Source organism: Corynebacterium sp. HMSC08A12 (genome assembly GCF_001807485.1).
Classification (GTDB): domain Bacteria; phylum Actinomycetota; class Actinomycetes; order Mycobacteriales; family Mycobacteriaceae; genus Corynebacterium; species Corynebacterium evansiae.
Map to the genome: position 1 here is coordinate 35,736 of NZ_KV789183.1, position 22,992 is coordinate 58,727.

Genomic DNA, 22,992 nt, shown 5'->3' on the forward strand with positions numbered 1-22,992 from the left:
GCCCGCGGCGGCCGCGCTCGCGGCGACAGCGCTCGCGGCAGCGCTGGCGACGACGGGATGATCCGCGTCCGTGACGCACACTTGCGCAACCTCAAGCACCAGGACGTCTCGCTGCCCCGTAACGCCCTGGTGGCGGTGACGGGCGTATCCGGCTCGGGGAAATCTTCGCTGGCGTTTGGCACGCTGCATGGGGAGGCTCAGCGGCGGTACCTGGAATCCGTCGCGCCGTTCGCGCGCCGGCTCATCGGCGGAGCCGTCGACCCACGCGTGGGGTCCGTGGAGGGGCTGCCGCCGACTGTCGCGCTGCAGCAGGGGGCGCAGGCGGGCGGAGCGCGCTCGACGGGGGGTACCGCATCGAACCTGTCGAACACGATCCGCCTGCTGTATTCCCGTTGCGGCGATTACCCTGCGGAAGTGCGCGAACGCCACGGCGGGCGTCTGGACTCGGACAGCTTCTCCCCTAATACGACGGCGGGAATGTGCCCGGAGTGTCAGGGCACGGGAGTGGTGCATGAGCCGACGGAGGAGTCCATGGTTCCGGACCCGTCGCTTTCCATCGACGAGGGCGCTATCGCCGCTTGGCCCGGCGCGTGGTTGGGGAAGAACTTCCACGATATTGTCGCGGAGCTCGGCTTCCCTATGGACATTCCGTGGCGAGACATCCCGCGGGCCGACCGGGATTGGATCCTTTTCACGGACGAGCGGCCGGTGGTGACGATCCACCCCCACCGGGGTGCGGATCAGATTCAGCGGACGTATGAGGGCACTTGGCGTTCGGTGGCCTCTTATCTGCGGAAGACGTTGGCGGAGACGGGTTCCGATTCCACACGACGCCGCGTCCTGTCGTTTATGAAGTCTTCCCGCTGTGGGGTGTGTGATGGTCGTCGCCTTATTGTCGACGCCCTTTCCGTGGAATACCTCGACCTTCCCATCGATCGCCTTGGGGCGCTTCCTTTGGAAGACGTTCTCTCTCGCTTCGCCGAGCGCCGCGGCTCTATGCTCGCAGACACTGCCCGCGGTCAGGCCGATCTCTACGCCACAACTGGGCGAAGAATAGCGCAGCACGCCCCAGCACAGCAAGAGGCCACGAGGCGAGAGGCAACCGAAACTTCAGTAACTTCAGACACTGAAGCCACAGAGGATGCTGCGGAATCCCCCGCCAGCGCGGAGGCCGAGCGGATTCTGCTGGACCAGGCGATCCCTACGCTGGAGTCTGTGGTGGATCTCGGTTTGGGGCACCTGAGCCTGGACCGTGCCACTTCCACCCTGTCGGCGGGTGAACTGCAGCGGCTGCGGTTGGCGTCCCAGCTGCGGTCGGGACTTTTCGGAGTGGCATACGTTCTGGACGAGCCGTCCGCGGGTCTGCACCCCGAGGAGCGCCGCGCAGTGATGCGGCTAGTCCGAGGTTTCCTGGACGCGGGCAACAGTGTCCTACTGGTCGAACACGACATGCACCTGGTTGCGGAGGCCGACTGGATCGTCGACGTCGGCCCGGGCGCAGGCGAGCACGGCGGGGAGATCCTCTACTCCGGCCCGGTCAAGTCCCAGAACCCGACCAAACTCCGGGACCCGAACGCCTCCCAGGCTGAGAGTTGCTGCCCGGCCCCATCCCAAGGCTCAGCGACCACTGCCGCTGCTGTCGGGGATCCCAGCCAGGGCACATTCCAGATCCCGTCCGAAAGCGCGGGCCTGGCGGGAATGGACTGCCCCACCGGGCGGGTCCTCGCCGCAGGGCCACTGAAACTGACCACCGACGCCGAAGCGCGCACCCCCTCCGGCGTTCTCAGCCTCACGGACATCAACGAACGCACCCTGAACGGCCTCGACGTGGAATTCGGCCTCGGCGCGTTCACCGCGATCACGGGCGTTTCGGGTTCCGGCAAATCCACGCTCCTGCACACGCTGGCCAACTCTCTGCGCAAACAGGTGAAGACATCGGTCGACGACGGAGACGTGGCGTCAAAAGATAAAGACCCCGAAGAAAAAGCAACGGCCCAGCTCAGCGCAGACATCACCGTCAATCGGTTGGTGCAAATCTCACAGAAGCCCATCGGCCGAACCCCCAGATCCTGCCTCGCAACGTACACCGGACTATTCGACCGCGTACGGAAACTCTTCGCACAGACCGACGAAGCGAAGCGGCGCGGCTGGACCGTTTCCCGGTTCTCGTACAACGTCACCCAAGGACGCTGCCCCACCTGCAGCGGCGAAGGGCAAATTGAAGTCGAGCTAGTGTTCCTGCCCGGCAGCTACACTCCCTGCCCCGACTGTCACGGCGCGCGTTACAACGCTGAAACGCTGGAAGTCACCTGGAACGGCCGGACAATCGCGGACGTGCTGGAGCTCACCATCGCTGAAGCACGGGAGGTCTTCGCCGACGAAGAGGCAATCGCCCGAGCTCTGCGGGCTCTGTCGGCTGTGGGGTTGGATTACCTCCGGCTCGGCCAGCCGGCCACGGAGCTTTCCGGCGGCGAGGCCCAGCGGATCAAGTTGGCTACGGAGCTGCAGCGGGCTCAGCGGGGGCATACCGTGTACCTCATGGATGAGCCGACCACCGGCCTGCACCCGGCGGATGTGGATTTGCTTGTGACGGAACTCCAGCGGTTGGTCGACAACGGGAACACTGTGGTGGTTGTGGAGCATGACATGCGAGTTGCCGCGCAGGCGGACCGGGTGCTCGAAATGGGGCCGGGGGCCGGCGCGCGGGGCGGTCAGGTTGTGGCAGACGGAAGCCCCGCCACGGTGGCTCAGACGGACACCGCGACGGGGCGAGTATTGGCGGAAAGAAGCTAGCTAATTGAACGGGTTTCCTCCGCCGACGCCGAGCCATAGTCCGGCGGTGGCCGCCGCTGCGACTACGAAGAAAATCCAAGCGGACGCCAACGGTCGGGTTGCCCATCCTCTGCTGCGGTCGAGGCTGATCCGGCCGGGGCCGAGGAAGATGAGGCTTATTGACGCCACCGTCAGCGCCGCCCACAGTTGGACGTGAGGGCTCAGGCCGTATGGCCATAGGGTTCCCTGGAAGCTGTCGAGATTGTGGAATGCCATGAAACCGCTGACGATGGTGGCGAGTGCTGCGCCGAAAGGCGTGACGAGGCCGAGGAGCAGTAGCCCGCCGGCAACAACCTCCGCGACCGGGATGCCGATGGCGAGGATGTCGGTGAAGTTGTAGTTGCCCAGTTGGCTCTGGAATACGTCGACGCCCGGGTCTCCGCCGAAGGCGAACAGCGTCTGCAGGCCGCGTACCAAGAGGTACGCGCCCAGCACTGCGCGCAGGATGAACAGTCCGAAGCTGGTGGTGCCGCGCTTAACTTCCGCGCCCGCGCCGGCACCCGCCGCGTCGCGGTCTGCGCTCACCGTGTCGTGATCTACCCCAGTCACGCCAGCATCAACAGCCGTATCAGCGCTGCCAGCCGCGCCCGCGCCGGTCACACCAGAACCAGCGCCAGCGCCCGCGCCAACCACTCCAGCACTAGCAGCCCCAGCGGCCGTATCAGCGCCGCCAGCCGCGCCTGCACCGCCAATCTCAGAACCATCAGACGCGCCGGCAACACCCGCGCCCGCCGCACCCGCGGCAGCGTTGCCATTTTCAGAGCCATCGGTCGTGCCTGCAGCTCCCGCGCCAGCAGCCGCGCCGGTCACACCAGCGCTCGCGGCAGGGGTCGCGCCGTTCTTCGCCTGTCGGATGAAGGCCTGATCGTTGGTTGAAGTGGTGGGCCGCTCCGCCGGGTTGGCGTCATCAACCTTGCCCCAACGATCGGACGCGCCGTTGGCAGCGCCCACATCAGCACTAGCCCCAGCGGGCTGGGAGGAGTCCAGCTTCGACAGATCCACTTCCGGCTCCGGCGGGCGGCTTTCAATGCGCTGCGGACGCGCCCGGCCCAGCACCGCATAAATATCCCGTTTGGCGGGCTTCTCCTCTACAGGAGTTTCAGCCTCTGGAGCCTCTGTCCCTGGAATTTCAGCCGAAGCCTCGGCCGACGTGTCAGTCGACGCACGCTCCGATCCAGTGTCCTTGTTCGGAGCGCCCTCAACCGTCACAGCGGCCGCAGCGTCCGACTCGGCCGGCTCTGACGTTTTCGCCGACTTCGCCCCTCCCCCGGAAGCCTTCCCCCTCTCTGGAGCTTCGGGCTTAGCATCCCCTGCTGCTGACGCTTCCGCAGTTTCTTCGCCGGCAGTCTCTTCGCCGGGCTTGTCAATCTTGGTCGCCTTGGCGGGAGGTGTGGCGTCCGTGGGCTTCTGCGCGTCCCGACGGTAGACGGGCACGTCGATGTCGTTGTTCAGGTCATCCGCCAGATCATCCGCGGAGTTGCCGAACAAAGCGTCGTCTGGACTGTTGGGCTTCGCGTTGTTATTCACGCACCCCAGACTATTCTGACCAGCGCGATTTCCGCGGGAGGTCGCTCGGCATGTCTTCGATGGCATACTCCATCGGCTGTGTGCCTGCCGAGTTTCCGCGCACCTTTCGACTCCGACGGTCCGGCATTCCGGCCCCCGGCTACGGCAGCGCTTCGCCTCCGCCGCCCATTGGGCTCGGGCGCTGCTAGCTGAGCTTCTTAGCGATCAGCTGGTTGACCTGCGCGGGGTCTGCCTTGCCCTTGGTGGCCTTCATGACGGCGCCGACAATCGCACCGGTGACCTTCTTGTTGCCCGCGCGGTACTTTTCGACGATGTCCGGGTTTGCAGCCAGGGCCTCGTCGACTGCCGCTTCGATGGCGCCGTCATCGCGCACAACTTCCAGGCCGCGCGCTGCGACGACCTCGTCGACGTCGCCTTCGCCCGCCAAGACTCCGTCGACTGCTTGACGTGCAAGCTTGGTGGTGAGCTTGCCTTCGTTTACTAGTGACGCCACCCGCGCCACCTGAGTCGGCGTGATGTCGAGACCGGTAAGTTCCACGCCTTGTTCGTTTGCCTTGCCTGCGAGGTAGGAGACCCACCAGGAGCGAGCTTCGTCGGGCTTGGCGCCTGCTTCGACGGTGTCGACCACTAGATCCAGGGCGCCGGCGTTGACGAGGTCGCGCATTTCCTCGTCCTTCAGGCCCCACTCCTCCTGGATGCGGGCGCGGCGGATCCACGGCATTTCCGGCAGGGTGGAGCGGATCTCTTCGACCCACTCGGCGGGGGCGAGTACGGGCGGCAGGTCTGGGTCGTTGAAGTAGCGGTAGTCCGCCATGGTTTCCTTCGGGCGTCCCTTGGAGGTGGTGCCGTCGGTTTCCTGGTAGTGGCGGGTTTCCTGAACGATCTCCACGTTGTTGACGAGGCAGGCTGCCTGGCGCTGCATTTCAAAGCGCACGGCTTGCTCGACGGACTTCAGAGAGTTGATGTTCTTCGTTTCGGTGCGCGTGCCGTATTCGGTGGTGCCGACGGGGCGCAGGGACAGGTTGGAGTCCACGCGCATGGAGCCTTGGTCCATGCGTGCGTCGGATACTCCGAGTGCCTTGACGAGGTCACGCAGTGCGGAGACGTATGCCTTCGCAACTTCTGGTGCGCGTTCGCCGGCGCCCTCGATGGGCTTGGTAACGATCTCGATCAGTGGCACGCCTGCGCGGTTGCAGTCCACCAGGGATGCGGTGGCTCCGTGGATGCGGCCGTCTGCACCGCCGAGGTGAGTCAGCTTGCCGGTGTCTTCTTCCATGTGGGCGCGTTCAATCTCCACGCGCCATTCGGTGCCGTCCTCCAGCACGACGTCCAGGTATCCGTCGTAGGCGATGGGCTCGTCGTACTGGGAGATCTGGTAGTTCTTCGGCTGGTCTGGGTAGAAGTAGTTCTTGCGTGCGAAGCGGGACTTCGGAGCAATCTCGCAGTTCAGTGCCAGGCCGATCTTGATGGCCCATTCCACGCCTAGCTTGTTTACGACTGGCAGCGCGCCTGGCAGGCCGAGGCTGCATGGGTCGACGTTGCTGTTTGGTGCGTCGCCGAATTCCGCGGAGGACGTGGAGAACATCTTCGTCTTCGTGGCGAGTTCGACGTGAACTTCCATGCCCATTACCGGGTCGAAGTGCTCCAGCACTTCGTCGAAGTCCATCACATCATCGGAGTAATCGTAGACAGGCGCAGTCATGCCAGCCATCTTAATACGTCCCCGTATTCGTGTGGCGTTAGGGTCGCTGGGCGTCCACGATCGCCCGCTCATGCCTCGCGCCTGCGGCCGCCCGCTCACGCCGCGCGCCCGCCACGCCCTGCCTTTGGGTGCCCGGCAGCTCCCAACGCGTCCGCACCGCCACCGCGCCAACGCAGCAGCACGTCAACGCAGCCGCACCTCCGCGCACCTCTCTCGCATTTCAGCGCGCCAATGTCCACCTACGGTCCTTCGTCAGCCATTTCAACGTCTCCCAGGGCGGTCGCGCGCCTGAGCGGTTCCCCGTGTCCCGGCGCCCCCGGCGGTTCCCCGTGTCCCGGCGCCCCCGGCGGCAGCCAGGTGACGCGCCCGCCTTCGCGCGCCATCCGCCCGCGGCCGCGTTGCCCGTTCACGCCATTGTGATACGGACACAAAAGCGTCATGTTCTCGGGGTTTGTTTCTCCGCCTTTCGCAAATTCCTGCAGGTGGTGAACTTGGCATTCACTCGCCGGACGCCCACATCCCGGCCAGGCGCACCGCGTCGTTTCGGCTTCCAGCATTCGGCGCTGTTTTGATGACGCCAACCGCTTCACCCTGTACAAATTCACCGGTCCTCGCTCCGGGGCTATCAGCGTGATGCAATCTCCATCATTCAGCATCACGCCTGCCGCCCCGGCCGCCTCCGCAACAACTGCCACACCGACTGAACTCGCAGTAAGCGCCGCTTCCGCCGTAGCGGCCGCACCGGCCGCGCCCTCCGCGCGGGCCGCGTCGGCTGGACTCGCATTAAGCGCCGGCCCCGCCATAGTGGGCACACCGGCCACGCCTGCTACCTCGGCCGCACCAGCTGCCTCCGCCGTAGCGGCCGCACCGGCCGCGCCCTGCGCGCCGGCCGTGCCTGCCGATGTGCTGCCTGCCACCCCGGCCGAGCCTGCCGAGGTGCTATCTGCCCCGGCCGCGTCGGCGATTGAAGCGTCGGCAATTGGCGTGGATAGCTGGCGGGGAAACACAGCGTCTTCTAAACGGCGGGCGACGTATTCCGCCCCGGTGAAGACGGCACCGTTGGTGGCCCGCAGCTCAATCTCATCCCCTTGGCCGCTGAGTACCTGAATGTAGTCATCCAGGCTGACCACGACATTGGTGGTCAGCGTGCTGCGTTGAATGGTTCGATTCTCCGTGAGCCACGCCAGTGGATCCAGGCGTGCGGACTCCCAAATCTCCGACATGCGGTGCGACGGCCCCGTGAACTGGATGGTGGTCTTCGTGCCGTGCATGATCCGGCGTCCTCCGTCGTCGGGCACCCGCGGCCCCTGCATTTCGCGCCGCAGTTGCGTCGCCCGGCGCGAAATGGCCGCATAATCTCCAGCGGTATTGCATAGCGCTTCGGTAAACACGTAACGCTGTTTGATCCCCAGCGTCCGTGCTCGCTCGGCGATCAGTATCAGCACATCCAGCCCATGTCCGTTGCGCTGGGCGGCTCCCAGCGCCCGCTTTTTATAGCGCGAGTACGCCGCCCCGGAGAAGTGTTCCGCGGCCCGCGCCACGCTCCGCGCATACTCGCGTTCCAGCGGCAGCTGCTCGGCGGGCTTGCCCATGGCTTCTGTCAGCAGCTCCACGCCGTGGCGCTGCGCGTCCGCCACTTGACGCTTGAGCTCCGCGAGCTGCTGCAACTTTTCCATGCCCCGAACGCTAAACCATGCGCAAAATTTCTGCCCCGCCCCACGCGACCACCTGTGGATAACTCGCCCTCTTCGCAAGCGTTCTCCACAGGCTTTTCAATTCCCTCTTGACAATTCTCCGCCAGGCATGCTGTACCGCATTTCAGCACCGCCCGGCGCTGGCTTAACGTCAGCCACACAGCGCGCCCTGCCTGTGGCGCTTGGCTCTCTCGCCATTACGCCGCGCCAGGCTGCTCGCGCGCCTCCGCCGCCCTGCACCTTTGCTGCGCCGCCTCACGGCGTCCGCGGCGCCCTCGGCGTCCGCGGCGTCCGCTAGCCGAACAGCGAGCGCGCCGTTTCGTAGCGCCTCTCAGGAACTTCCTTCAGCGTGCCGACGGCCTCTTCAAAGTCGATCAGCTCGATGCTGCCGCCCTTCAGTGCAACGACCTTGCCGAACTCTCCCCGGATGGCGGCCTTGGTGGCATTCACGGCAAAGCGAGTTGCCAGCACGCGGTCAAACGCCGTGGGAGTTCCGCCGCGCTGGATGTGCCCCAGCACGGTGGAACGCACGTCGGTGTCCAGGCGGTTTTCGATCTCCTTGGCAATCAGCGCGGACATGTCTTGGAATTTCTCGTGGCCGAACTGGTCCACTTCGCGTTCGGCAACATCCAGGGTCCCTTCCTTCGGCAGTGCGCCTTCGGCAACGACGATGATGCCGTACTTCTCCCCCAGCTGGAATCGGCGGGCCATCCGGCGGCAGACATCGTCGATGTCGAACGGGAACTCCGGGATCAGGATTTCGTGCGCGCCGCCGGCCATGCCCGCGTGTAGAGCGATCCAACCGACGTGGCGGCCCATGACTTCCACGATCATCACGCGGTCGTGCGATTCGGCGGTGGTGTGCAGGCGATCGATAGCGTCGGTGGCGACGGCGACGGCGGTGTCAAAGCCGAAGGTGTAGTCGGTTCCGTTGACGTCATTGTCAATGGTCTTCGGCACGCCGACAACCGGCACGCCGTTGTCGTGCAGGAAGCGCGCGCCCTTAAGGGTGCCTTCGCCGCCGATTGGGATCAGGGCGTCGATGCCTGCATCCGCGAGGTTGGCTTTGACGCGGTCGATGCCGGCCATGAAGTCGTCGGGGTGTAGGCGTCCGGTGCCGAGGATGGTGCCTCCGCGGCGCAGGATCCGGTCGATGAAGTCGTCGTCGTACAGTTGCACGCGGCGGTCTTCCAGCAGTCCCTGCCAGCCGTCTTCAAATCCGACGACGGTATGGCCTTCCCCGGCCGCCGTCCGCACGATGCCTCGGATGACGGCGTTCAATCCTGGGCAGTCTCCACCACTGGTCAAGGTCGCAATACGCATGTTTTAAAGTTTAGCGATACCCCGCGGGATCTGCCGGACGGGATTATTTCGCGACGGTTTCGGGGGTTTTGCTGGTCTCTACTGGTCTTTTTTCCGGTCTTTTTGTCTTTATTATTGACGCCTACTCGTCTCCGCGGCTGCCCTGTGGCCGAGCCATGGCGGAGGCCACTGCGCCTAGCATCAGCATGATCACCGCGGGCAGCAGGGAGTCGCCGAAGGCCTGGGGGCCGACGGCGCTGACGCGCGCTTGGACGACGGCGGCGATAACGGCGGCTCCGGTGACGGCGCCGAGTTGGCGGGTGGCGTTGTACATTCCAGAGCCGGCGCCGGCGAACTGGGGCGGCAGGTCGCGCAGGGTGGTGGTGGAGTTCGGAGCCCAGACGAAGGAGTTTCCGAATCCGAGGATCACGAACGCCCCGATCATCATCCACAATGGCCGCTCTGGCCGCATGGAGAACACCAGCGCGGCCACGCCTACAGCCATCAGGCAGAACCCGAGGACAGCGAAGCGCCTGGGTTCGTAGCGGTCGACCAGCCGGCCGACGAACGGCGCCATAATTCCAGCGATGATGGCCATGGGCGTCACTACGAAGGAGGCTTTCATCGGGCTGAAGAGGTGGACTTCCTGCAGGTACATCATCACTGGCACCATCATGCCGGCGACGGTGAAGCCCATGGTGAAGATGGATGCGTTGCCGAATGCGAAATGGCGGCGTGCGAACAGCGCAATCGGCACGAGCGCGCTGCCTGCGGGCAGGCGGGATTGCAGCCAGACGAAGGCCACCAGCAGCGCCACGCCTCCGAACAGCAGTACCCAAATCCACGGCGCCCACCCGGCGGGGTCGCCTTCTTGGATGCCGTAGATCACCATCGTCATCGCCACCATGGAAAGCAGGATCGACGGCACGTTGATGCGTTCCTCGGTCGGCTGGAACCGCGGTACCCAGCGGGCGACCATCACCACGGATAGCACACCGATGGGTACGTTGATGAAGAACACCCACTGCCAGGTTGCGTATTGGGTGATGAGGCCTCCGAGCAGTGGCCCAGCGAGCGTGGAGATTCCCGCCGTGGCACCCCAGATGCCCAGTGCTGCCCCGCGCTTGTCGCGCGGGAAGATGCGGTTGATCACGCTCATGGTCTGGGGCGTCAATAAAGATCCGCCAATACCTTGCACGGCGCGGGCGGCGATCAGCGTTTCGATGCTGCCGGCCAGTCCGCAGGCAAGCGACGAGAGCGTGAAGATCGTCATTCCCGCGATGTAGAGATTCTTCGGGCCGAAGCGGTCGCCGAGCCGGCCGGTAACCATCAGCGGCACCGCGAACGCCAGCAGGTAGGCGCTGGTGACCCACAGCACTTGGCCGTAATCGGCGTGCAGGTCGGCTTGGAATGCGGGCGTGGCGACGGCGACGATCGTTTGATCCAGCAGGATCATGAAAAAGCCGATGCACAGCGCCACGAGGGCGCGCCATGCCTGCGGCAGCGGGAGCGGCAGCGCGAGGTAACGCCCGTCGCTCAGCTGATCCCGACGGCCCTGCTGGCTCTGCCGGCGCATTTGCGCACGGCTCTGGGGCTGAGCTGAATTCATTAGAGGGAGTCTACTGCCGCCCGGATGGCGGGCAAACTGGCCTTAAACTCCGGCATCAGCGGCAATTCTTCGAGCTGGTCGATGGGCTGCCACAGTAGCTCCAGCGATTCAGCTGTCGGGTGCAGTTCCAGGTGTTCGGAGCAGGTGGCCAGGACGGTGGTGTACGTCCACTCGTTGATTTCTGGGTTCTCGTATTGCCACCAGAATGTGCCGCCGAGTCCGAAGATTCCGTGGGCGTTCAGCGAGGCGTCGAGGCTAGGGTGTCGGACGGGGAAATCCTGCAGGGCCTTGCGGGGGTCTCCGCTGCGTTCGACCATTGTCTCGATGTCGGCGAAAAGGTGCCATTCGTCGTCGCGGACGGGCAGGCGACAGTACGCAACCTTGACGGGCACGGTGGAGGTGACGATTTCTCGGTGTACCTTTACCGATGACGCCCCCACGCCCGTCTCTTCCCACGTTTCGCGGAGGGCGCCGTCGGTGGGTGATTCGCCGACGTCGATGGCGCCGCCGGGCAGAGCCCAGGTGCCGCCGCGGTTGGTCCACTTGGCGCGGTGCTGCATCAGGACGTGGCGGTCGTCGGTGACGAGGAACAGTCCTGCCGCGCCGAGGACTCCCCAGCGTCGGGACCCGTCGGGGTCTTCGACGAAACCGTCGCCTGTGTAAAGTTCGGGAATCTTACCCATGTCCCCCACCATACGCGGATCCCCGGCCTCCGCCGCCGGCCGCCCGGGCCTGAACATTTCAGCGCCCCGACCTCGGCAAAACTATGCGGCTGGGTAACCGCAAGGCCAGACCGACCGCCTTGCCCGCCAACTCTGGGGACGCCAGACCGGCTGCGGGTGAGCCGGCCGAGGGGCTCCCCTACCCCGCCAGTTCAGGGTCAGCCAGCTATGTGTGGCCGATTAGTCGCGGCCGGCTTCGAAGGCCGCGCCGACGCGGTACAGGCGGTCGTCGCCGTGCGCCGGCCCCATGATCTGCAGGCCGGTCGGCAGGCCGGAGTCGCTAGCGAAGCCACCCGGCACGGACATGCCGCACACGCCAGCCAGGTTCAGCGGCAGGGTGAACAGGTCAAACATGTACATTGCCAGCGGGTCGTCGACCTTCTCGCCCAGCTTGAAGGCGGTGGACGGCGTCACTGGCGCGACGATCGCGTCGACCTGCTCGTAGGCCTTGGCGAAGTCCTGAGAGATCAGGTTGCGCACGCGCTGAGCCTGCAAGTAGTAGGCGTCGTAGTAGCCGACGGACAGGGCGTAGGTGCCCAGCATGATACGGCGCTTAACCTCCGGGCCGAAGCCTTCGGCGCGGGTCAGGCTCATCACCTGGTCGGCGGAACGGGAGCCGTTGTCTCCGCGGCGCTGGCCGTAGCGCATGCCGTCAAAGCGGGCCAGGTTGGAGCTGACCTCACAGGGCAGAATCAGGTAGTAGGCGTTCAGCGCGTGGTCGAAGTTCGGGCAGTCGACCTCCACCAGCTCAGCGCCCTGGGACTTCAGCTGCTCCAGGTTGGCGTGGTAGGTCTCCAGCACGCCCGGCTGGAAGGCCTCGGCCCGCTCGAACTGCTTAACCACACCCAGCTTCACGCCGCTCAAGTCTCCAGAGGCGCCCTGTTTCGCCGCCTCGACAACCGGCGCGACGGCGTGGGAGGAGGAGGTCGAGTCGTTGGCGTCATGCCCCGCAATAACCTCGTGCAGCAGCGCGGTATCCAGGACCGTGCGCGCCGTCGGGCCACCCTGGTCCAGCGAGGAGGCGCAGGCCACCAGGCCGTAACGGGAAACAGTGCCGTAGGTCGGCTTCACGCCGACGGTGTTGGTCAGCGCGGCGGGCTGGCGGATGGAGCCACCCGTGTCCGTGCCGATGGCCAGCGGAACCATGCCGGCGGCCAGCGCTGCAGAGGAGCCACCGCCGGAGCCGCCTGGCGTGCGCTCCAGGTCGTAGGGGTTCTTCGTCGGGCCGTAGGCGGAGTTCTCGGTGGAGGAGCCCATGGCGAACTCGTCCATGTTCGTCTTGCCCAGGATCGGGATGCCAGCGGCGCGCAGACGCATGGTGACGGTCGCGTCGTAGGGGCTCATGTAACCCTCCAGCATCTTGGAGGCACACGTGGTCGGCGCGTCGGTGGTGGTGAAGACGTCCTTCAGCGCCAGCGGCACGCCGGCCAGCTTGCTGGTCGGCTGATCGCCGGCGGCCAGTGCGTCGTCAACGTTGGAGGCCGCCGCCAGCGCCTCGTCGGCGCCAACGTGCAGGAATGCGTGGATGTCGCCGTCGATCTCGCCGATGCGGTCCAGGTGGGCCTGCGTAACTTCCTGGGAGCTGATCTCGCGCGCGTGGATCTTCTCCGCCAGTTCCGCGGCGGTCCAGGTGGTGTAGTCCGAGTCGTCCCGGGAACCGACGATGTACTTGTTCTCAGCCATGAGTGTTCCTACAGTTCCTTTGGTTCTTTAAGTTCTTTAGTTCTTTAAAGCTTGGAGTTCTAAACGTTCGTTGCTCTAGCGGTCTTTTAGCTTTGTGACGCCACCCGCGGCAACTGTGCAGCAGCCCCAGTGACGCTAGCGTTCCTCAGCGGCTGTACTAGTCCGCGAGGATCTGCGGCACCTCAAAGCGCTGCTCGCTCTGCTTCGGCGCCTGATCCAGAGCCTGCTCTGCGGTGAGGCTCGGAACGACCACATCCTCACGCATCACGGCGACATCGCCGTCAACGTTCTGAGTGGGGTGGCTCAGCGGCTCAACACCTTCGGTGTCTACCTTCCTGATCGCGGCCACGTGATCGACGATTCCGTCGATCTGAACTGCGTATTCATCCAATTCCTGCTCCCCCAGGTCCAGGCGAGCCAGGCGGGCCAGGTGGGCAACATCTTCGCGCGAAATCTCAGACATGGGTTCTACTCTAGCCAAGGCAAGTAGCCCCCGTGGACTTCAGGTGGCGCTAGTATCGGTGCCATGTCTTTCCTTATGCGTGTGCGTATGCCCGATACCCCCGGCTCCCTCGGCCTGCTGGCCATGGCGCTGGGGACTGTCGGCGGTGACATTCGCGGTGTGGACATCGTCGGACGCCCAGAGCAGGATGAGCCCGACTTCGTTATGGACGACATTGTCGTCTCCCTGCCGTCTGGGCATCTGCCCGACAGCCTGATCACGGCCACACAGGAGCTCGACGGTTTCTACGTCGACTCGATTCGCCCCTTTACAGGTTCTATCGACCGACGTGGCCAGATTCAGATGCTGTCCGGGGTGGCGGAGAAGCGGCGTCACAAAGAAAAGGCGCTAGAGATCATGATGCAGGACCTGCCGCGCTCCATGACGGCAGGCTGGGCGGTCGTACTGGATACGATGCCGCGGACTCACCGGGTGGCGGCTTCCCCTGCCGCGCCGGAAGACAACGGCAAGGAGCTGGATCACCCGCCGTTGGACGAGGCGCGCGTGCTGAACCCAGAACGCGAGGATTGGATCCCCGAGAACTGGGCGGTCATGGATTCCGCGCTGGCGGGCACGCCGATCGAGGGCACGAGCCTGCTGCTTATCATCGGGCGTCCGGGCGGGCCGGACTTCCTGCTCAGTGAAGTTGAGCATTTGCGCCAGCTCGGAGCGATCTTCGGCGCATTCTTCAGCTAACGCTGCACACGTCGGCGTACCACCCGCGTGCCGGTGCGCCGCATACTTAGGCGCCCAGCTACTCGGCGCTGATGAAGAAGTCGTAGGCCGGGCTGTCTGTCACGTCCGTGGCGTGGTAGCCGAGCTGCTGCAGGTGCTCCTGGAATTCTGCGTCGCCGGAGACGTCCTCGAACGCCGCCAGCACGCGGCCGTGGTCCATGCCGAAGCTGCGGTAGTGGAAACCGGTGATGTTCCAGCGGGTTCCCAGGACTTCCAGGAAGTGCAGCAGGGCTCCCGGGTTTTCGGGGAATTCGAAGCTGTAGGCGGTTTCGTCGACGTGCTGGCCGGGGGTGCCACCGATCATGTAGCGGACGTGCTCCTTGGCCACGTCGTCGTCGGACAGGTCGACCACGCCGTAGCCTGCCTCGTGGAGGTCTTCGGCGATGGCCTTGCGCTCGTCTTCGCCGTTTTTGAGCTTGACGCCCACGAAAATGCGGGCGGGCTTCTCCCCGTCGCGCTGGCCGACTCGGTAGCTGAATTCTGTGACGGCGCGGTGGCCGAGGATTTTGCAGAATTCGAGGAAGGCTCCCTCGCGCTCGGGGATGCTCACGCCGAAAATACCTTCGCCGCCCTCGCCGATCTCCGCGCGTTCGGAGACATAGCGCAGGGAGTGGAAGTTCACGTTCGCGCCGGACAGTACGTGTGCCAGGGTCTCCCCTTCGACCTGGTGGGTGGCGGCGTAGCGCTTCAAGCCTGCCAGGGCGACAGCGCCGGCTGGCTCGGCGATGGCGCGTGTGTCGTCGAAGATGTCCTTGATGGCGGCACTGATCTCGTCGGAGCTGACGGTGATGACGTCGTCGAGGTACTCGCGGCAGACTCGGAAGGTTTCGCTGCCGATCTGCTTGACGGCCACGCCTTCTGCGAAGAGGCTGACGTGGTCGAGGGCCACGGGGTGCCCGGCGGCGAGCGCATGAGTGAGGCAGGCGGATTCTTCGGGCTCCACGCCGATGACCTGGATGTTGGGGTCTAGTTCTTTGAGAAGCACGGAGATTCCGGCGGCCAGTCCGCCGCCGCCGACCTGCACGAAGACGCGGTCTACGTCGGGGCGGGATTGGAAGATTTCCAGCCCGGCGGTGCCTTGGCCGGCGATGACGGCTTCGTCGTCGAAGGGGGCGACCCACACCATTCCCTCAACCTCGGAGAGTTCCATGGCCTTGGCTTTGGCTTCGTCGAAGTTTGCGCCGTGCAGCAGCACTTCCCCGCCGAAGCTGCGGACGGCGTCGATTTTGATGCTGGGTGTCACTTCCGGCATGACGATGACGGTACGGACGCCGAGTTCCGTGCCGGAGAGCGCTACGCCCTGGGCGTGGTTGCCGGCGGAGGCGGCGACGACTCCGCGGGCGCGCTCGTCGTCCGTGAGCTGGGACATGCGGTTGAACGCGCCGCGGATCTTGAAGCTGTGCACGGGCTGCAGGTCTTCGCGCTTGACCAACACTTCGTTGCCGATGCGCTTGGACAGCGTTTCCATGTTTTCGAGTGGCGTGTTCGTGGCCACGCGGTAGACGGGGGCGGAGACGATCTTCTTCAGATATTCCGCGCCGGAGATGGCCTCCGTGCCTGCGGTGGAATCAGCACCGGCGGTGGCTCCTGCACCAAACGTGGTTCCAGCACCGGCGGTGGTTGCAGCTGCGGTGGTCTCCGTGCCGGCGTTTTCTTCCGTGTTTGGGACTTGCCCTGCCGGGGCGTTCTCCTCGCTTACGGGACGTGAAGCTTCGTGTGACATGCGCTTCAGTATAGTCCTGCCGGTGATCCCCCTTACGCGGCAGTCCCCCGCTGCCGCGCCGCGCCCACTGCGCGCTTGACCGGGCCGCGGTCTCCGCCGCCGCCCGGCGGCCACCGTCAGCGGCCGGACATGCCCAGCGGCCACTGCGCGCTTGCCCGGGCCACGATCCCGCCACCCGCCGGGCTATTGCTGACGGTAATCGTCCAGGTTTACCTGCGGGGTGGGCTGCAGGTGTGCCGTAGCGGGGTTCTTCACCGACGGGTACTTGAGGTCGACGTTGTGGTCGTCCCCGGCATCCACGTACGGATCTTCACCGTTCAGCACGCGCTTGACCTGCTCCTTGTCGACAGTGTGCGTCCACTTGCCGACCAGCAGGGTGGCCACTGCGTTACCCGAGAAGTTGGTCAGCGCACGAGCTTCGGACATGAAGCGGTCGATGCCGACGATGATGTCCACGCCGCCCAACAGCTCCGGGCGGTGGGACTGCAGGCCAGCGGCCAGCGTGGCGATACCCGCACCGGACACGCCCGCCGCTCCCTTAGAGGCGATGATCATGAACACCAGCAGGCTGATCTGGTCGCCGAGTCCCATGTGGACGTTCATGGCGTCCGAGATGAAGATGGCGGCCATAGTCAGGTAGATGGCAGTACCGTCCAGGTTGAAGGAGTAACCCGTCGGCACGACGATGCCGACCGTGGACTTGTCCACACCGATGTGCTCCATCTTGCGCATCAGGTTCGGCAGTGCAGACTCCGAGGAGCTGGTGGCGAAGATCAGCAGGTACTCGCGGCCCAAGTACTTCACCAGCTTGAAGATGTTGAACCCCGTGAATACCCGCAGGATCAGACCCAGGATGCCGAACACGAAGATCACACAGGTGATGTAGAAGCCGAGGATCAGCACGCCCAGCTGCAGAACGGCCTTGATGCCCGTGCCGCCGACTACACCTGCCATGGCGCCGAAGGCGCCGATCGGTGCAAGCCACAGGATCCAGGACAGGATCTTGAATACCAGCTTCTGCAGCGTGGCTACGAAGCTGAGGATCGGCTCGCCGGCCTTGCCCATAGACTGCGTGGCGAAGCCCACCAGCAGGGCGATGAACAGCACCTGCAGAATTTGGCCACTGGTAAAGGCGCCGAAGAAGGTGTCCGGGACGATGCCCTGGACAAAGCCCACCAGGCCTTCGGCCTTCTGCTCTTCGCCGTTGCCGAAGGTGTTGCTTCCGCCGGTGCTCAGGTTCAGGCCATCGCCCGGCTGGAGAATGTTGCCAACCACCAGGCCCACTGCGAGGGCGAAGGTGGACATCGTAACGAAGTATGTCAGTGCCAGGCCGCCTGCTTTACCTACTGACGCCGCAGACCTCACCGAGCCAATTCCCAGCACGATCGTGCAGAAGATCACCGGTGCGATGATCATCTTGATCAGGCTGACATAGGTGGTGCCCAGCTCTTTAAACCCCTTGGCTGTATCTGGCGCCACGAGGCCAAAGATGATGCCGGCGATCACGGCGATGATCACGCCGATGTATAGCCAGTGGGTGTTGTCTTTCTTCTCCCTTTTAGACTCCGCGATCTGCGGAGCAGAAGCGACGGCGTAACCAGGAGCGGCCTGCTTCTCCTGGGAGCTCTGTCCGGCTGGAGCTTGTCCTGCCGAGTGCTGTTCAGAGCCGTGCTGCCCACTTGTGTGTTGTGCAGCTGAGCGCTCGTCAGCTGAGTGTTGCCCAGCTCCGCTGAGTTCAGCGCCATTGTGCCCTGCGCCCTGGGGATTGCTTTTATCGTCCATGATCCCTAGTGCCCCATTTCGGTGTATTCAGATGTTTTCTGTATTCAGCTGTCTTCTTCAGGCGTCTGCCTTCTTCAGGGGTCGGCCTTGTTGAAGCATCTACTTTCTGGAAGCGTTGGCTCCCATCCCCTGCTGCGCCAGTGAATTCCCTTCGAGCTCGGCTGGAGACCCAGTGGGCGTCAATAAAAACGTCAGTGAGCAGCAGAGGGGAAGAGCCTCTACACCTTTATTCTGCTCCTAGGGGGAGATAAGAAACAAATGGGCGCTGCGATAGGTTTTCTTAAAACTATTCGGCGAGTGGCCACGCGGTGTTGACCTGCACGTTCTTGCCTTTTTTCTGAAACCACTCTTGCAGTCCCTTCTGGGACTCGTAGAACCACGTGGCCTGCGAAAGCATCAGTTCATCTGCTGACATCTGTGTCACCTCGGGATACTTGCGCGCCAGCATCCACGCCACACGGGCGGCAGCCACCGCATCTGCCGTCGCCTCGTGGGCGTTGTCCAAATTCACGCCGTAGTGCTGGCACACGCTTTCCAAGGTGCGCTTGCCCTTGCGGTACTGATCCTTTGCCCTATCAACCACGTAGGGATCGAATACGGGGCCGTCGACAGTGAAGCTAGGCTCCAAGGCGCGCAGAACGCTGAGGTCATAGGCGGCGTTGTAGACGATCAGCGTGGCGCCGGAGCGCCATGCCTCCCGGATCCCCTCGATGGTTTTGGCGAGCACTTCTCCATGATCCTGGCCGTGCTCGCGGGCGTATTCAGTAGTGATGCCGTGGACGTCGGAGGCCTGCTGGGGAATCTCCACGCCGGGATCGGCGAGCATCTCGATGTCGTTCCGCTCGCGCCCCTTGATGGTCACGAGTGCGCTGGTGACGATGCGGGCGGTCTTCGGGTCTACTCCAGTGGTTTCCAGGTCGAAGCTCAGCATGTGTGCCGGGTCAAAATGCGGTGCAGTCATGCTGACTACTTTATAGGCGCCCCCGGACACCCCTCGTTATCGTTCAAAACAGTACGTTCTTCATGCGGGTCAGGGCTTTGTTTCCTAGTATTTTCTACACAACAAAATTCTTTTATCGGGAACTTTTTCCGCGCTGGGAACATTACGCGCCCGCGTTGCGTCCCACCCTTGTAAAACAAAACCTCGCAGTACTTAGAAAGGCGCTGATCCCCCTTGCACCCCGCTAGCCACGCCCCCAAGGCCACAGCGAAACAAACAAAACCCTGGCGCCTCACCCTCGCGCTACTCGCCTTCCTCACCATCATCACCCTCCTGCCCATCCTCGCCGTCAACGCCAACGCCGAAGACGACAACAACAACGGAGACGAACAAGTCAGCGGGAATAACGACGACAGCAAAGTAGCCGTCGTCCTCGACGCCTCCGACTCCATGGCCGAAAAAGATACCGGCGACGGCGGCACTCGCATGGACGCCGCCAAAAAAGCAGCCAACGACACCATCGACACCCTCGCCGATTCAGCCCAAACCGCAGTCATCGCCTACGGCTCCGAAGAATCCAACGCCCCGGACAACCGCGACAAAGGCTGCCAAGACATCACCACCCTCGCCTCCCTCGGCAACAACAAGCCCGAAGACCTCAAGGACAAAATCAACGAACTAGAACCCAAGGGCTACACCCCCATCGGCAACGCCATCAAAAAGGCCGCCGAGGAACTCGGCAGTTCCGGCAAGCGCAACATCATCCTCGTCTCCGACGGCATCGACACCTGCGCCCCACCACCAGTCTGCGACGTCGCCGAAGACATCGCCGGCGACGGCATCGACCTAGCCATCCACACCGTCGGATTCAAAGTCGACGACAAAGCCCAAAAAGAACTCGAATGCATCTCCGACGTCTCCGGCGGCACCTACACCTCCGCAGACGACACCGAAGCACTCACCGAAGCACTCACCGACGCCGCCCAACGCGTCGCCGGCAACTACGAATCCGCAGGCACCCCAGTCCAACTCGCCGACAACGCCACCGACGGGTTCTACCTCGGCGAAGGCCTCTACCAAAGCACCCTGCCCATTAACCAAGAAAGCGGAGAAGACGGCGACGACAAGTGGTTCAGCATCAGCGTCCCCGAAGGCAAGAAGGCGCAGGTAACTGCAAACCTGGTTCCCGTAGGCTTCGAGGGTGGCGACCACATTTACTACAACATCAACGTTGAATACAAGAACGATAGCTGCAGCGACAAGGGCTCCGGCTACTTCGGAAGCTCCAATTGGCCCGGCCCGCCGGAAGCGGAGTCCGTCACTATCGACCCTGAAGAGGACTGCGATCCGACGAAGTATCGCGTGAAGCTGAACCACTCCGGCACCGAATTGGATCGTGACCTGCCGGTTGAGATCATGGTTGGGTTCGCACCTCAGGTCGACGGCGCCGATGCCGGCCCGGAAAACGATCGGGAGACTCCGAAGGGCAAGGACAAGGATAAGGTCAAGGTGCCGAGCACCACTCCGAAGCCGACCCCCGGCGGCACGTCCTACAATCAGGCAACCGAGATCTCCCCGGGTACTGTGTCCGACACCCTGGTTCCCGGCGAGACGAAGTTCTACCGCATGAATGTCGACTGGGGCCAGCGCCCCATCGCGGAAGTTGAGTTCGACAAGAAGAACACGGATGGTTCCCGTAACGGTGACATTTACGTCGCGTCGCCGCGCCGCGAAGTCACGTCTGAGCAGACAATTCAGACCCTCGACAAGGATGTCCCCACCACCGCACGTGCCGTAGGTACGCCGTACGTTTTCTACCGCAACCGTGAAGAAAATGTGGCGCATAAGGAAGCTTCGGACGCCGGTCAGTGGTATGTCATGGTCACCCTCGATGGCTACAAGGACAACGGAAAGCAAGCAAAGGACATCGAGTTCCGCCTGTCCACTGCGGTGGAAGGTAACAAGGTCGATGGACCGGAGTGGCGTCAAATCCTAGAGCCCGGACCGGCCCCCACCCCCGAGGCACCAGGAACCAGTGACGACGGCAACGGCGGCCAGGAAAACAACGGCAACTCCAACGACGAAGAGTCCAACGCCCAAGCCAAGGACATCGACAACGCCTCCCAAAGCAACACGATCCTGTACATCGGCCTGGGAGTCTTGATCCTCATTCTGATCGCAGCAGTGGCGGTCTACTTCACCGCCGTCCGCCGCAAGTAGCGGCTCAGCCTCCGCGAAGTCCGGAACTAGAAAGGGCTGATTCCCCTTGCTCCCCGCCCATTCGGTGCCCAAGGCTCACGCCACTCAACCGCCACGAACTCGGCGAGCCGCTATGGCGCTGCTGGCTTTCCTCACGGTGATTGCGCTTCTGCCGGCATTGGCGGTCGACGCACAAGCGCAGGATAAGGACAGTGTCGGCCAGCATGGCGGTTCCGGCCAGCGCCGCGGTGACGGCACCGATAGCCAGGTCGCCATTATTGTTGACGCCTCACGCCACATGACCGAGAAAAGCAGCGGAAGCGATAGCGAAACCCGGATGGACGTGGCGAAAAAGGCTGCGAACGAAACAGCCAAAGCGGTAGCCGACAGGTCCGAGACCATGGTCTTGGGATATGGCTCCGAGGTAGCAAAAGCTCCCGAAAACGAAAACAGTGGCTGCCTCGATATCACTTCCCTTTCGCCTCTGGGGGACAACAAAGCTTCCGACCTCGAAGGTGACATCAAAAAGCTACAGCCCAAGGGCTATGCACCGATCACTAATGCCCTTAAGCAGGCCCAAAGGGAAATGGATTTCAGCAAAAAGCGCAGCATTGTTCTCATTTCCTCTGGCATCGACACGTGCCCGCATCCACCTGCGTGCGAATACGCCGAGACTAAATACAATGATCCAATGGAGAGCATTCACACCATCGGTGTGGACGTCGACGACAAGGGAAAGAAGGAACTCGAGTGCATCGCCAAAGCCTCCGGCGGCACCTACTCCGACGCCGATAACATTCAAGACCTCCTGGTGGAACTCATCGACGTGAAAGGGCGCGTGCCGAACTACGGCACGCCCTCGGGCACGCCCGTCCAATTAGCCGACAACCCCGACAACGGGTTCTACCTCGGCGAAGGCCTCTACCAAAGCAGCCTGCCTTCTCCACCCAAGGGAAAAGAAAAAGGCGACGAGAAGTGGTTCAGCATCAGCGTCCCGGACAACACCCAAGGCCGGATCGCGATCACCCCAATCCCATTAGGATTCGAGGGCGGCAACTGGATCAAATACGGCACTGAAGCAGAGGTCAGGAACGACTCTTGTGAATATAGGGAGACCTACGAAGACTATTACATTTGGCCAGCCCCACCTTCAGCAGAGAACATCACAATCACTCCCGATCAGTCATGTGACTCGACGAAATATCGAATCAAGATTTCCGGCATTGGCGATTTACACGACACTGAACTCCCGGTCGAAATCCTCGTCGGTTTTGAACCCATAGCTAGCGAGTCCGAAGCCGGGCCAAAGTACGGCAGCGGGGTCCCTGAAGACGGGGACAAAATCGAAATCCCCGACACTTCTCCGCAGCCAACCCCCGGTGGCACGTCCTACGCCACTGCACCTGAAATCACTAAAAGCACGGTCTCCGACACCCTCGTCCCAGGCGAGATGAAGTTCTACCGCATGAACGTCGACTGGGGTCAGCGCCCCGTCGCGGAAGTCGAGTTCGACAAGAACGAGGAACCGGGAGCCCGCACCCGCAGGGGGAATCTGTACATTGCATCCCCACGCCGGGCGATTACGTCGAGACCTTTGTCGGACGAGCTAGAAGAGAATGCTCCCGTTACCGTTCAAGCTGTCAACACGCCATACGTGTACTACCTCAACCGCGAAGGAGCCGAGCAGGACTGGAGAACAGCGGATGCCGGCCAGTGGTACTTCGTGGTCTCCCTCGAGGGATACAACGACAACGGCAAGCCGAACAAAGAAGTCGAGTTCCGCCTGTCCGCCGCTGTAGAAGGCGAGCGAGCTGACGGGCCGGCGTGGCGCCAACCCCTCGAGCCTGGTCCGGCTCCTTCCCCCGAACCCCCAAGCAGCACCGGCGCGGACGGATCCGCCCCGCAGGCAAAGGACATCGACAACGCCACTCAAAGCCAAACGATCATGTACGCCGGCCTGGGATTGCTGGCCATCGTCCTGATCGCAGGCGGCGCCGTCTACTTCACCACCGTCCGCCGCAAGTAGATCCCCCGCAAGTA

15 protein-coding genes are annotated in these 22,992 nt (G+C 63.5%); 4 read left to right on the plus strand and 11 right to left on the minus strand.

The genetic code is table 11. The features are described 5' to 3' along the window. Positions 1-57 precede the first annotated feature (57 nt). A complete protein-coding gene (locus HMPREF3166_RS06380) occupies positions 58-2,793 on the plus strand; it encodes an ATP-binding cassette domain-containing protein (protein ID WP_070488316.1) in 2,736 nt (911 codons plus the stop codon). On the opposite strand, the gene HMPREF3166_RS06385 is transcribed toward HMPREF3166_RS06380, so the two are convergent. The 8 genes from HMPREF3166_RS06385 to gatC all read right to left on the minus strand — a co-directional run bounded on the left by HMPREF3166_RS06385 (position 2,794) and on the right by gatC (position 13,534). After that, entirely contained in the window at positions 2,794-4,359 is a 1,566-nt protein-coding gene (locus HMPREF3166_RS06385; protein ID WP_246816952.1) for a DoxX family protein, read from the minus strand. A 184-nt stretch (positions 4,360-4,543) separates the two neighbouring features. Next, on the minus strand, positions 4,544-6,070 hold the full coding sequence (gene gatB / locus HMPREF3166_RS06390) for an Asp-tRNA(Asn)/Glu-tRNA(Gln) amidotransferase subunit GatB (RefSeq protein ID WP_070488274.1): 1,527 nt from the start codon (positions 6,068-6,070) through the stop codon (positions 4,544-4,546). 230 nt (positions 6,071-6,300) lie between these two features. Next, a complete protein-coding gene (locus HMPREF3166_RS06395; protein ID WP_070488275.1) occupies positions 6,301-7,737 on the minus strand; it encodes an HNH endonuclease signature motif containing protein in 1,437 nt (478 codons plus the stop codon). A gap of 312 nt (positions 7,738-8,049) precedes the next feature. Beyond that, on the minus strand, positions 8,050-9,078 hold the full coding sequence (locus tag HMPREF3166_RS06400) for an ATP-dependent 6-phosphofructokinase (RefSeq protein WP_035003488.1): 1,029 nt from the start codon (positions 9,076-9,078) through the stop codon (positions 8,050-8,052). A 121-nt stretch (positions 9,079-9,199) separates the two neighbouring features. After that, positions 9,200-10,666 carry a DHA2 family efflux MFS transporter permease subunit gene (locus HMPREF3166_RS06405; protein WP_070488277.1) on the minus strand — a complete coding sequence of 489 codons (1,467 nt, stop codon included), beginning with the start codon at positions 10,664-10,666 and terminating at the stop codon, positions 9,200-9,202. Further along, positions 10,666-11,349 carry an NUDIX domain-containing protein gene (locus HMPREF3166_RS06410; protein WP_239317677.1) on the minus strand — a complete coding sequence of 228 codons (684 nt, stop codon included), beginning with the start codon at positions 11,347-11,349 and terminating at the stop codon, positions 10,666-10,668. Before HMPREF3166_RS06410 ends, HMPREF3166_RS06405 begins: the two co-directional genes overlap by 1 nt. Positions 11,350-11,568: 219 nt before the next feature. Further along, positions 11,569-13,071 (minus strand): Asp-tRNA(Asn)/Glu-tRNA(Gln) amidotransferase subunit GatA, encoded by a 1,503-nt coding sequence (gene gatA, locus HMPREF3166_RS06415; RefSeq protein ID WP_070488279.1) that lies wholly within the window; start codon positions 13,069-13,071, stop codon positions 11,569-11,571. Positions 13,072-13,228: 157 nt separating this feature from the next. Continuing rightward, a complete protein-coding gene (gene gatC, locus HMPREF3166_RS06420) occupies positions 13,229-13,534 on the minus strand; it encodes an Asp-tRNA(Asn)/Glu-tRNA(Gln) amidotransferase subunit GatC (RefSeq protein ID WP_049049747.1) in 306 nt (101 codons plus the stop codon). 63 nt (positions 13,535-13,597) lie between these two features. On the opposite strand from gatC, the gene HMPREF3166_RS06425 reads away from it, so the two are divergent. Continuing rightward, a complete protein-coding gene (locus tag HMPREF3166_RS06425) occupies positions 13,598-14,269 on the plus strand; it encodes an ACT domain-containing protein (RefSeq protein ID WP_070488281.1) in 672 nt (223 codons plus the stop codon). 58 nt (positions 14,270-14,327) lie between these two features. On the opposite strand, the gene ilvA is transcribed toward HMPREF3166_RS06425, so the two are convergent. The 3 genes from ilvA to HMPREF3166_RS06440 all read right to left on the minus strand — a co-directional run bounded on the left by ilvA (position 14,328) and on the right by HMPREF3166_RS06440 (position 18,774). Beyond that, on the minus strand, positions 14,328-16,031 hold the full coding sequence (gene ilvA / locus HMPREF3166_RS06430; protein ID WP_246816953.1) for a threonine ammonia-lyase, biosynthetic: 1,704 nt from the start codon (positions 16,029-16,031) through the stop codon (positions 14,328-14,330). Positions 16,032-16,214: 183 nt separating this feature from the next. After that, positions 16,215-17,813: a cation:dicarboxylate symporter family transporter gene (locus HMPREF3166_RS06435; protein WP_246816954.1), complete on the minus strand. Its 1,599-nt coding sequence runs from the start codon at positions 17,811-17,813 to the stop codon at positions 16,215-16,217. A 286-nt stretch (positions 17,814-18,099) separates the two neighbouring features. Then, positions 18,100-18,774, minus strand: a complete 675-nt coding sequence (locus HMPREF3166_RS06440; protein ID WP_049049745.1) for a 3'-5' exonuclease — start codon at positions 18,772-18,774, stop codon at positions 18,100-18,102. Between the two features lie 213 nt (positions 18,775-18,987). Between HMPREF3166_RS06440 and HMPREF3166_RS06445 the strand changes: the two genes are divergently transcribed. Both HMPREF3166_RS06445 and HMPREF3166_RS06450 read left to right on the plus strand, forming a co-directional pair. Next, a complete protein-coding gene (locus tag HMPREF3166_RS06445) occupies positions 18,988-20,973 on the plus strand; it encodes a vWA domain-containing protein (protein ID WP_070488282.1) in 1,986 nt (661 codons plus the stop codon). A 112-nt stretch (positions 20,974-21,085) separates the two neighbouring features. After that, positions 21,086-22,978, plus strand: a complete 1,893-nt coding sequence (locus HMPREF3166_RS06450; RefSeq protein ID WP_141741140.1) for a vWA domain-containing protein — start codon at positions 21,086-21,088, stop codon at positions 22,976-22,978. The last annotated feature ends 14 nt before the right edge of the window (positions 22,979-22,992 follow it).

Coding starts and splice junctions, on each gene's coding strand:
- HMPREF3166_RS06380 (WP_070488316.1), top strand. CDS start 58: ATGATCCGCGTCCGTGACGCACACTTGCGCAACCTCAAGCACCAGGAC.
- gatB (WP_070488274.1), bottom strand. CDS start 6,070: ATGGCTGGCATGACTGCGCCTGTCTACGATTACTCCGATGATGTGATG.
- HMPREF3166_RS06395 (WP_070488275.1), bottom strand. CDS start 7,737: ATGGAAAAGTTGCAGCAGCTCGCGGAGCTCAAGCGTCAAGTGGCGGAC.
- HMPREF3166_RS06400 (WP_035003488.1), bottom strand. CDS start 9,078: ATGCGTATTGCGACCTTGACCAGTGGTGGAGACTGCCCAGGATTGAAC.
- HMPREF3166_RS06405 (WP_070488277.1), bottom strand. CDS start 10,666: ATGAATTCAGCTCAGCCCCAGAGCCGTGCGCAAATGCGCCGGCAGAGC.
- HMPREF3166_RS06410 (WP_239317677.1), bottom strand. CDS start 11,349: ATGGGTAAGATTCCCGAACTTTACACAGGCGACGGTTTCGTCGAAGAC.
- gatA (WP_070488279.1), bottom strand. CDS start 13,071: ATGGCTGAGAACAAGTACATCGTCGGTTCCCGGGACGACTCGGACTAC.
- gatC (WP_049049747.1), bottom strand. CDS start 13,534: ATGTCTGAGATTTCGCGCGAAGATGTTGCCCACCTGGCCCGCCTGGCT.
- HMPREF3166_RS06425 (WP_070488281.1), top strand. CDS start 13,598: ATGTCTTTCCTTATGCGTGTGCGTATGCCCGATACCCCCGGCTCCCTC.
- ilvA (WP_246816953.1), bottom strand. CDS start 16,031: ATGTCACACGAAGCTTCACGTCCCGTAAGCGAGGAGAACGCCCCGGCA.
- HMPREF3166_RS06435 (WP_246816954.1), bottom strand. CDS start 17,813: ATGGACGATAAAAGCAATCCCCAGGGCGCAGGGCACAATGGCGCTGAA.
- HMPREF3166_RS06440 (WP_049049745.1), bottom strand. CDS start 18,774: ATGACTGCACCGCATTTTGACCCGGCACACATGCTGAGCTTCGACCTG.
- HMPREF3166_RS06450 (WP_141741140.1), top strand. CDS start 21,086: ATGGCGCTGCTGGCTTTCCTCACGGTGATTGCGCTTCTGCCGGCATTG.